Source organism: Microbacterium sp. zg.Y909, assembly GCF_024626565.1.
This window is the reverse complement of the sequence record NZ_JANJFJ010000189.1, coordinates 1-8,519: the sequence shown is the minus strand read 5'-3', so window position 1 is coordinate 8,519 and position 8,519 is coordinate 1. Positions and strand designations below refer to the sequence as shown.

The 8,519-nt window shown below is 68.6% G+C and carries 10 protein-coding genes and 1 pseudogene; 9 read left to right on the top strand and 2 right to left on the bottom strand.

Features of this window, described 5'->3' with window-relative positions; all coding sequences use genetic code 11:
* From NQ160_RS13830 to NQ160_RS13805, 6 genes and pseudogenes are all read left to right on the top strand, one after another.
* Positions 1 to 192, top strand: a pseudogene (locus tag NQ160_RS13830) (hypothetical protein); the annotation flags it as partial.
* 27 nt (positions 193 to 219) lie between these two features.
* Positions 220 to 639, top strand: coding sequence for a DUF3054 domain-containing protein (locus tag NQ160_RS13825; RefSeq protein WP_257515791.1), 420 nt, complete (start codon positions 220 to 222; stop codon positions 637 to 639).
* A 158-nt stretch (positions 640 to 797) separates the two neighbouring features.
* A complete protein-coding gene (locus NQ160_RS13820; RefSeq protein WP_257515792.1) occupies positions 798 to 1,850 on the top strand; it encodes an LLM class flavin-dependent oxidoreductase in 1,053 nt (350 codons plus the stop codon).
* 23 nt (positions 1,851 to 1,873) lie between these two features.
* Positions 1,874 to 2,185 (top strand): hypothetical protein, encoded by a 312-nt coding sequence (locus NQ160_RS13815; protein ID WP_257515790.1) that lies wholly within the window; start codon positions 1,874 to 1,876, stop codon positions 2,183 to 2,185.
* 6 nt (positions 2,186 to 2,191) lie between these two features.
* Positions 2,192 to 3,019, top strand: a complete 828-nt coding sequence (locus NQ160_RS13810; RefSeq protein ID WP_257515789.1) for an alpha/beta fold hydrolase — start codon at positions 2,192 to 2,194, stop codon at positions 3,017 to 3,019.
* On the top strand, positions 3,016 to 3,558 hold the full coding sequence (locus NQ160_RS13805; protein WP_257515788.1) for a GNAT family N-acetyltransferase: 543 nt from the start codon (positions 3,016 to 3,018) through the stop codon (positions 3,556 to 3,558). The genes NQ160_RS13810 and NQ160_RS13805 overlap by 4 nt, the downstream gene beginning before the upstream one ends.
* Before the next feature lie 110 nt (positions 3,559 to 3,668).
* Here NQ160_RS13805 and NQ160_RS13800 read toward each other — a convergent pair whose 3' ends face one another.
* Positions 3,669 to 4,130 carry an ASCH domain-containing protein gene (locus NQ160_RS13800; protein ID WP_257515616.1) on the bottom strand — a complete coding sequence of 154 codons (462 nt, stop codon included), beginning with the start codon at positions 4,128 to 4,130 and terminating at the stop codon, positions 3,669 to 3,671.
* 15 nt (positions 4,131 to 4,145) lie between these two features.
* Entirely contained in the window at positions 4,146 to 5,066 is a 921-nt protein-coding gene (locus tag NQ160_RS13795; RefSeq protein WP_257515787.1) for a diacylglycerol/lipid kinase family protein, read from the bottom strand.
* A 133-nt stretch (positions 5,067 to 5,199) separates the two neighbouring features.
* On the opposite strand from NQ160_RS13795, the gene NQ160_RS13790 reads away from it, so the two are divergent.
* The 3 genes from NQ160_RS13790 (at position 5,200) to cydB (ending at position 8,517) form a co-directional block, all read left to right on the top strand.
* A complete protein-coding gene (locus tag NQ160_RS13790) occupies positions 5,200 to 5,814 on the top strand; it encodes a helix-turn-helix transcriptional regulator (protein WP_257515786.1) in 615 nt (204 codons plus the stop codon).
* A 234-nt stretch (positions 5,815 to 6,048) separates the two neighbouring features.
* A complete protein-coding gene (locus NQ160_RS13785; RefSeq protein ID WP_257515785.1) occupies positions 6,049 to 7,476 on the top strand; it encodes a cytochrome ubiquinol oxidase subunit I in 1,428 nt (475 codons plus the stop codon).
* Between the two features lie 9 nt (positions 7,477 to 7,485).
* Positions 7,486 to 8,517, top strand: coding sequence for a cytochrome d ubiquinol oxidase subunit II (gene cydB / locus NQ160_RS13780; RefSeq protein WP_257515784.1), 1,032 nt, complete (start codon positions 7,486 to 7,488; stop codon positions 8,515 to 8,517).
* Positions 8,518 to 8,519 lie beyond the last annotated feature (2 nt).

Sequence of the window (8,519 nt, the reverse complement as noted above, 5' to 3'; positions counted from 1 at the left end):
AAGTGCAACGAGGAGGTCACCACCTGGATGCGGCGCCGGCGCCTGGACGAGCCGGCTTTCCTGCTGCGGTGGCGCCAGATCGTGCTGGCCCTCGCCGCCGAGACCGCGCCCGCTCCCCCGCCCACCGCCTCCGCCTCACCCGTCGCGGATGACGGTTTCCCGCCGGTGGAAGGCGCTATCCGCGACAGGTGAGCAACCCCGGGCAGGGACAATGGAGGCATGACCCGCTCCGCCGTCACCGCCTTCGCCCTCGACGTCGTGCTCGTCACGCTCTTCGCCGCCATAGGCCGGGCGAGCCACGACTCCGCGCCCTTCGGACTCGGCCTGGTGACCACCGCGTGGCCGTTCCTGGCCGCGCTCGTGGTCGGCTGGGTGGTGACGCTCGCCTGGCGCCGACCGGCCGCGCCGGTGCGCACCGGCCTCGGCGTCTGGGCGATCACGGTCGCCGGTGGCATGGTGCTGCGCGCCGTGACCGGCCAGGGCACGGCGCTCCCCTTCATCATCGTGGCGACGCTCACGCTGCTGCTGCTCCTCGTGGGCTGGCGCGTGGTCGCGACCCTCATGCAGGCGCGGCGGCGCGCCCAGGACGGTCGGTCGTCCCACCCGGCCCCTTCCGCGCCCCACGCGGGACGTTCCTGACGACCCAAACCGGTACGCCCGCCGCCGCCGCGCCCTCACGCTCCCCGGCCCCCACGCTTCGGTGGACGCGAGGGCCCCGTTCCCAGGCGCTTGAACGGCCGTTCGCGACGACCGGGCGGGACCGGAATGGATGCCGCGTGGCATCGGTTGCACTCGATATGCAACGCTTCGGAACGCTCTCGTTCGGCCACTATGGACCCCTCGGCGGAGGGCGGGAGCTGACCGCCGGCGACTCGATATGCCAGGCCATCGACCTCGCGCAGGGCATGGACGACCTCGGGGTAAATGGCACGTACTTCCGCGTCCACCACTTCGCGCGCCAGCAGGCCTCGCCCATGCCACTGCTCTCGGCGATCGCCGCGACGACCAAGAACATCGAGGTCGGCACCGGCGTCATCGACATGCGGTACGAGAACCCGCTGCACCTCGCCGAAGAGGCCGCCGCGGTCGACCTGATCAGCGACGGCCGGCTCGCCCTCGGCGTCAGCCGCGGCTCACCCGAGACCGTCGTGCGCGGCTACGAGGCATTCGGCTACACCGGTTCCACAGACCCGCGCGGCGCCGACATCGCCCGCAGCCACTTCGACCTGTTCCTGCGGGCCATCGACGGCGAGGGACTGGCCGAGCGCGACCCGCAGAGCCCGTTCGGCGGGGGCACCGGCATGCAGAGGGTGGAGCCGTACTCCCCCGGCCTGCGCTCCCGCGTCTGGTGGGGCGCCGGAAACCGCGACAGCGCCGCCTGGGCGGGAACGATGGGGGTGAACCTCATGTCCTCGACCCTCCTCACCGAGGACCGGGGCGTGCCCTTCGACGTGCTGCAGGCCGAGCAGATCGACGCCTTCCGCGCCGCGTGGCGCGAGGCCGGTCACCCCGGCGAGCCGCGGGTGTCGGTGAGCCGCTCGATCTTCCCGATCACCACGGCCGAGGACGAGCTGTACTTCGGCCATGCGTCCGAGGGCGAGGGCGTCGGGTACATCGACGGCATCCGCTCGACGTTCGGCAAGACCTACGCGGCATCCCCCGATGCGCTCGTCGAGCAGCTGAAGCAGGATGCCGCGATCGCCAGTGCCGACACCCTCATGCTCACGATTCCGAGCCAGCTGGGCGTTGCGTTCAACCTGCGCATCATCGAGTCGTTCGCGAAGCACGTCGCACCGGCGCTGGGATGGAAGCCGAGCACGGAAGATCGAGTCGACGCGCACGCGCTCTGACGCCCCTCGATAGGGTCGAACGCATGCCGAGCGACCCCGAGCCCACCGACGAGGGCTGGGTGTACGTCCCGACGTCCGCTCTCCCGGACACGCACAGCTATACCGACCTCGGGAACGTCACCGTCGACGGTGAGACGTTCGCCGCGCGCAGGCGCGATGGCGGTTCGACTCACTTGGATTCGATTCACTACGACTGGATCTCTGGCCCCAACGATGGCTACGGGTTCAGCACGGTCGGCATCTCCGGACAGATCAGTCGGGAACAGCAGGTTGCGGACATTCGCGACTTCCTCGCGGGAATCGACCCTGCAACCGGATACCTCTCGTACCCCTAGGACGGCATGAGCGAGAACCGAGTGCTGATCGACCGCGGCAGTGTGCAGATATCCGTCGTGGATCGTGGTGGAGACGGCGCGCTGCTCGTGCTTCTCCATGGATTGGCGGGAAGCGCGCGCGAACTGCTGGCTACGGCCGACGCATTGACCGATGCATTCCGCGTCGTCCTCGTCGATCAGCGAGGGCACGGACAGAGCTCCAGAAGACCGGAGGACCTCTCTCGCCAGGCCTTCGTCGACGACATCGTGGAAGTCATCACGCAGTTGTCTCCCGGTCGACCCGCGACGCTGGTGGGTCAGTCGATGGGCGCGCACACCGCCTTCCTCACGGCCGCGGCCAGGCCGGATCTCGTAGAGCGGCTCGTCATGCTGGAGGGGCATGCCTTCGGCACGGACGAGCCTGATGAGGCGGCGCACCTCCGCGCGTTCTTCGGATCGTGGCCCGCAGTCTTCGCCAGCGCCGACGACGCTCGTGCGTTCCTCGGCGAATCCGCCTTGGCCCAAGCGTGGATCGCCGATCTTGAGCCGACACCGGATGGCTTGCGACGGCGCTTCGATGCGGACGTGATGGAGCGCACCATAGCGGCGGTCCACAAGCCGCGCTGGACGGAGTGGCAAGAGCTGACCGTTCCGACGCTCGCGGTCTTCGCGGAGAACGGCCTGTTCAGCGCGGAACAGAAGGCGGAATTGATCGCGCGTCGCCCTCACACGATGCGCGCCGACATCCCGGGCGCGACCCATGACGCACACCTGGATGCATTCGACAGCTGGATCGAGGTCCTGCGGGCCTTCCTCCTCGAGCACGGATCGGGAGAAACTACGCTGGCTCGGTGAGCATCACCTTCACCCGCATCGACCCCGCAGCCGAGCGGGAGGCGCTCGTCGCCTTCCTCACGGGCAACCGCTTCCCGCACCACGTGGCGGCGCAGCCCACCCGCGCAGAGGTCGAGTCATGGGTCGACGACGGCCGGTTCCGCGACGAGGACAACGACTCCTTCTGGATCGATCATGCCGAACACGACCGCGTCGGATTCTTCCGCTTCGAGGACCTCAGCGAGGACGCCCCGCTGTTCGACCTGCGCCTCGACGCCGCGTGGCGGGGGCGGGGACTGGCCGCGCCGATCCTGCAGGCGGCGACCGAGCGCGTCTTCACCACCATGCCGGAGGTGACCCGCTTCGAGGGACAGACCCGCGAGGACAACGCAGCGATGCGCCGCACGTTCCGCCGCTGCGGCTGGGTGCAGGAGGCCTACTACCGCGAGGCCTGGCCGGTTCGCGATGGCTCCCCCCTGGCCTCGGTGGCCTACAGCGTGCTGCGCCGCGACTGGGAGACCGGCACCACCACGCCGGTGGTCTGGGACGCGCAGGGCTAGCCCGCGGGAAAACGACGCGAGCCGTCGGAATTCCTGCTGAGCGTCGACGACCGCGTCTCAGCGGGCCGGATTCGCGCCGAGAGCGGGAATTCCGACGGCGCGGCCGCGGATCACCGCGGATACACGAGCCGGAACCGCTCGCACAGCACCGGCATGTCCGGCTCGTACCCGCGTGGGTTCTCGGAGTGCTCGCGCCAGAACCGCTCGTGCACCGCGCGCCAGTCCGCCAGCGTGCGGTCGCCCTCGCCCTCGGCGTGCGCGTGCTCGGCATCCACCTCGTCGAAGGGGACGACCCGCAGGTCGGTGGTCTCGATGACTGCGCGCGGCGCTCCGGCGCCGTCGAGGATGACGCTGAGGTCTCCGACCTGCGGCATCCGGTCGCCCGTCGCCTCGTAATCCCAGAGCGACGATGCAGTACCCGTCTTGACCCCGGCGAGCACGAGGGCCAGCAGCCCGTCGGCGTGCTCCGGGGTCGCCCCGAACGCCCACGCCTCGGCGGGTTCATCGGGAAGATGCGGCATCTCGGCGCGGCGGAGGCTCCAGAAGTCGGCGACGGAAAGAGGTTCGGTCATGCCCTCAATTCTGGATCAGCGGCGCACGATCAGCGCGCCGGGCTGGATGGTGGCGAGGATGTCCGTGGTCTCGCCGACCTCTTCGCCATCGATCTCGAACGGCAGCGGGCGTGGCAGCGTGACCCGCACCGAGACGGCCTGACGGTGACGCGTGGTGGCGGTGTCGACCGCGCTGTCGTCGCGGGTGACGGCGCGACGGATGCCGTTGTCCCAGACCACGGATTTCAGCGCGTCCAGCCACTGCAGGCCCTCGGGGCCTTCGCCACCGACGAGCACCACGTCGAGCAGCCCGTCGTCGGGCTCGGCGTCGGGCAGGATGCGCAGACCACCCTGCACGGTGCCGCAGTTGCCGATGAGGATGGTGTGCGCCGGCTCGGTCGCCGGCGGGTCGGCGTCGAACACCACGGTCGTCTCGACGACGTCGGTGGCCGCCATCGCCCGACCCAGCGCTCCGACGTAGGCCAGCCAGCCGGCCTTCTCCTTCGCCTCTTCATCGGTCTCGGCGAGCATCTGCGCATCGATGCCGAAGCCGGCCATCACGAGAAAGATGAACTCCTCGCCCCGGTCGTGCAGGTTGATCCGACCGATGTCCAGCGGCGAGTCGTCGCCGTCGATCGCGCGAGCCAGCGCGCGGCGAATGTCGCCGAGCGTGATGCCGAGATTGCGGGCGAGCAGGTTGCCGGTGCCCTGCGGCACGATGCCCAGCGGCACGTCAGTCCCCGCCAGCGCCGCAGCCACATCGCGCAGCGTGCCGTCGCCGCCGACGGCGACGACCGACTCGCAGCCGTCGGACAGCGCCTGCCGTGTCACGCCCTCACCGGCATCCTCGACCGTCGTCTCGTACCACTGCACCTCGACGGGCTGCTCACGTGTGGCGAGTGCACGCTCGAGAGCGGAACGCTCCACACGGGTGGGATTGAAGACGATGCCGATCATCCCCCCACTCTGGCTGACGGCGGGTGCGGCCGCCAGCACGACGCGGGGGGCTTGACACACGGCGACGGGCCTGCCGCACCCCCGGCAAAAGGTCGGGTGGCGCTGTGGTCTGGCCACCGTGAATAATAGGGGTGTGACCACACGCCCCGCCGGCTACAGCGCCATCTCCAGCTACTCCCGCGTGGAGATCCTCCACCTCATCCAGGAGCGGCCGCAGCGCACCGTCGCGGAGCTGGTGGAGGCGACCAAACTGCACGCCAACACGGTGCGCGAGCACCTGCAGCGACTCATCGACGACGGGTACATCGTTTCCGAGATCGAGCACCGCACCACCCGTGGGCGGCCCCGGGTGCTCTACAGCGCGGCAGACGGCGGCCAGTCCTTCAGCCCGGTGCAGCAGCGCAAGGTGCGCGAAGCCGCACAGCGCGGCGACCTCATGCGCCGGGTGCTCCCCAGCGAACTGCCGCCGGAGCTGACCACGGAGGCGCTGCACCAGGTCGACGCTCTGGTGGAGAACCTCGTCGACGCCGGCTTCGACCCCATCGTCGACGAATCCGAGCTGACCATCGACCTCAGCCCGTGCGCACACGCGGAGGTGCAGGCCGGACACCGTCAGGTGCTGTGCTCCGTGCACCTGGGGCTCATGCAGGGCGTGATCGCCCAGGCGGGCGGCCCGCTCACGGTCGACGGCATGCGTTCGTCGTGCGATCCGCGCGAGTGCATCGTGCAGCTTTCCGCCCGGGGCTGAGCCCCGACCCACGCCACCCCCATCTCGCGCCCAGGCGAGGCGGTTTCGCGCGCCCAGATTCCGACTGAGAACCTGCCGAGGCGCCGGTTTTTTTGCCGAACCTGAGGTATTCTCATACCAGGCCTGCGTGGTCTGACCACAGCAGGGGCTTATTCACGGCTCCATGCCGGGAAAGGTGAGCATCGGCTCACTACCTTCAGCGATAAGAAAACCCCCTTCTGAGGAAGGATCCCGATGGATCTGCTCGACCCGCTGCTGCTTGCCCGCTGGCAGTTCGGACTCACGACGCTCTACCACTACCTCTTCGTCCCACTCACCCTGGGCCTGGTTCTGGTCGTGGCGATCTTCCAGACCGTCTGGCACCGCACCGCGAACGTGGCGTGGCTGCACCTGACGCGACTGTTCGGCAAGATCTTCCTGATCAACTTCGCCATGGGCGTCGTCACCGGCATCGTGCAGGAGTTCCAGTTCGGCATGAACTGGTCGGCCTACTCGCGTTTCGTCGGCGACGTCTTCGGCGCCCCGCTCGCCTTCGAGGGCCTCATGGCCTTCTTCTTCGAAGCGACCTTCATCGGCGTGTGGATCTTCGGGTGGAACAAGCTGCCCAAGGGGCTGCACTTGGCATCGATCTGGGCGGTCGTCTTCGGCTCCACCCTGTCGGGGTACTTCATCCTGGCCGCCAACGCGTTCATGCAGAACCCGGTCGGCTACGAGATGGCCGCCGACGGCGGCCGGGCCGAGCTGGTCGACATCGGCGCGGTGCTGACCAACCCCGTCGTGCTCGCCGCCTTCCCGCACACCATCTTCTCGGCGTGGATGTTCGCCGCCGCGGTCGTCATCGCCGTAAGCGCCTGGCACCTGTCCCGCGCGCAGCACATCGAGACGATGCGCCGCTCGCTGCGGTTCGGCATGTGGTTCATGATCGTCTCGTTCGCCGGTGTCGCCATCTCGGGCGACCAGCTGAGCCTGGTGATGGTGGCAACGCAGCCGATGAAGATGGCCGCCGCCGAAGCCATCTGGAATACGGCATGCGGGGCGGACGCCTCGTTCTCGCTGTTCTCCATCGGCACACCGGACGGCTCGGAGGAGATCTGGTCGCTGCGCATCCCCTACTTGCTGTCCCTGCTGTCCACGCACTCGTTCGACGGCTGCGTCGAGGGCCTCAACGACCTGCAGGCGCTGTACACCGAGCAGTTCGGCGCCGGCATCGACTACATGCCCATCGTCTGGGTCACCTACTGGTCCTTCCGCTGGATGATCGCCCTGGGCGGCGTCGCCACTCTGATCTCGGTCGCGGGTCTCTGGGTCACCCGCAAGAAGGCCACGCGCCCCGTCAAGAGCTGGATGTGGAAGGTCGCGATCTGGTCGGCCCCGCTGCCGCTGCTGGGCAGCCTCGTCGGCTGGGTGTTCACCGAGATGGGGCGCCAGCCCTGGATCGTCTTCAGTCTCATGCTCACCGAGGACGGCGTATCGCCGAACGTCCCCGGCTGGACGGTGCTGATCTCGCTCGTCGCGTTCACCCTGATCTACGCCGCGCTGGCGGTGGTGGAGTTCGGGCTGATCCTCAAGGCAGCACAGAAGGGCCCGGACCCGCTTCCGGACCCCGATGCCGAGGACGCCGGGCCCACCTCCCTCGAAGACACCCCGACGACGGTCTACTAGGAGCACGTCATGGATCTCGCGTACATCTGGTTCTTCATCGTCGGAGTGCTGTTCGTCGGCTACTTCGTGCTCGACGGCTTCGACTTCGGCGTGGGCATGTCCCTCCCCTTCCTCGGAAAGGACGACGTCTCGCGCCGCCAGGTCATCAACACCATCGGGCCGGTCTGGGACCTCAACGAGACCTGGGTCATCGTCGCCGGCGCCTGCCTGTTCGCCGCTTTCCCGGAGTGGTACGCCACTCTGTTCAGCGGCTTCTATCTGGCGCTGCTGCTGATCCTGCTCGCCCTCATCGCCCGTGGCGTGTCGTTCGAGTACCGTCACCAGCGCGACAGCGTGCGCTGGCGCCGCAACTTCGACCGCATGATCGTCATCGGCTCGGCCGTGCCGGCGTTCCTCTGGGGTGTCGCGGTGGCCAACATCGTGCAGGGCGTGCCGCTGGACGCAGACCACGAGTTCGTCGGCTCGCTCCTGACGCTTCTGAACCCGTACGGCCTGCTCGGCGGACTCACCACGCTGCTGCTGTTCTTCACCCACGGCCTGTACTTCGTCGCGCTGAAGACCGACGGCAAGGTGCGCAGCGACGCCCGTGCGCTCGCGGCCAAGTCCGGCATCCTCACGGTCGTCGTTGCCGCGGTGTTCCTGGTGTGGACCATCATGCAGGCCGTGGCGAACGACGCTCCGCTGCTGATGCTCTCGCTCGCCTGTGCCGTCATCGCGGCGCTGCTGCTGATCGGCTCGATCGCCGCGAACCGACGCAACAGCGAGGGCTGGGCATTCGGCTTCGGCGCCGGCACCGTGATGTTCGCCGTGCTGACGCTGTGGCTCGCGCTCTTCCCCAACGTCATGCCGTCGACGATCGACCCGGCGTTCAACCTGACGATCGAGAACGCTTCGAGCACGGACTACACGCTCACGATCATGACGTGGGCCGCGGTCATCTTCCTGCCGCTGGTGCTGCTGTACCAGGGCTGGACCTACTGGGTGTTCCGCAAGCGGATCACCCGCTCCGAGATCGAGAAGGCTGCCACAGCAGTCCACTGAAC

What these genes read in the sequence shown, in the direction of transcription:
- NQ160_RS13785 (WP_257515785.1), top strand. Translation starts at nt 6,049, where the DNA reads ATGGATCTGCTCGACCCGCTGCTGCTTGCCCGCTGGCAGTTCGGACTC.
- NQ160_RS13810 (WP_257515789.1), top strand. Translation starts at nt 2,192, where the DNA reads ATGAGCGAGAACCGAGTGCTGATCGACCGCGGCAGTGTGCAGATATCC.
- NQ160_RS13815 (WP_257515790.1), top strand. Translation starts at nt 1,874, where the DNA reads ATGCCGAGCGACCCCGAGCCCACCGACGAGGGCTGGGTGTACGTCCCG.
- NQ160_RS13820 (WP_257515792.1), top strand. Translation starts at nt 798, where the DNA reads ATGCAACGCTTCGGAACGCTCTCGTTCGGCCACTATGGACCCCTCGGC.
- NQ160_RS13795 (WP_257515787.1), bottom strand. Translation starts at nt 5,066, where the DNA reads ATGATCGGCATCGTCTTCAATCCCACCCGTGTGGAGCGTTCCGCTCTC.
- NQ160_RS13825 (WP_257515791.1), top strand. Translation starts at nt 220, where the DNA reads ATGACCCGCTCCGCCGTCACCGCCTTCGCCCTCGACGTCGTGCTCGTC.
- NQ160_RS13800 (WP_257515616.1), bottom strand. Translation starts at nt 4,130, where the DNA reads ATGACCGAACCTCTTTCCGTCGCCGACTTCTGGAGCCTCCGCCGCGCC.
- cydB (WP_257515784.1), top strand. Translation starts at nt 7,486, where the DNA reads ATGGATCTCGCGTACATCTGGTTCTTCATCGTCGGAGTGCTGTTCGTC.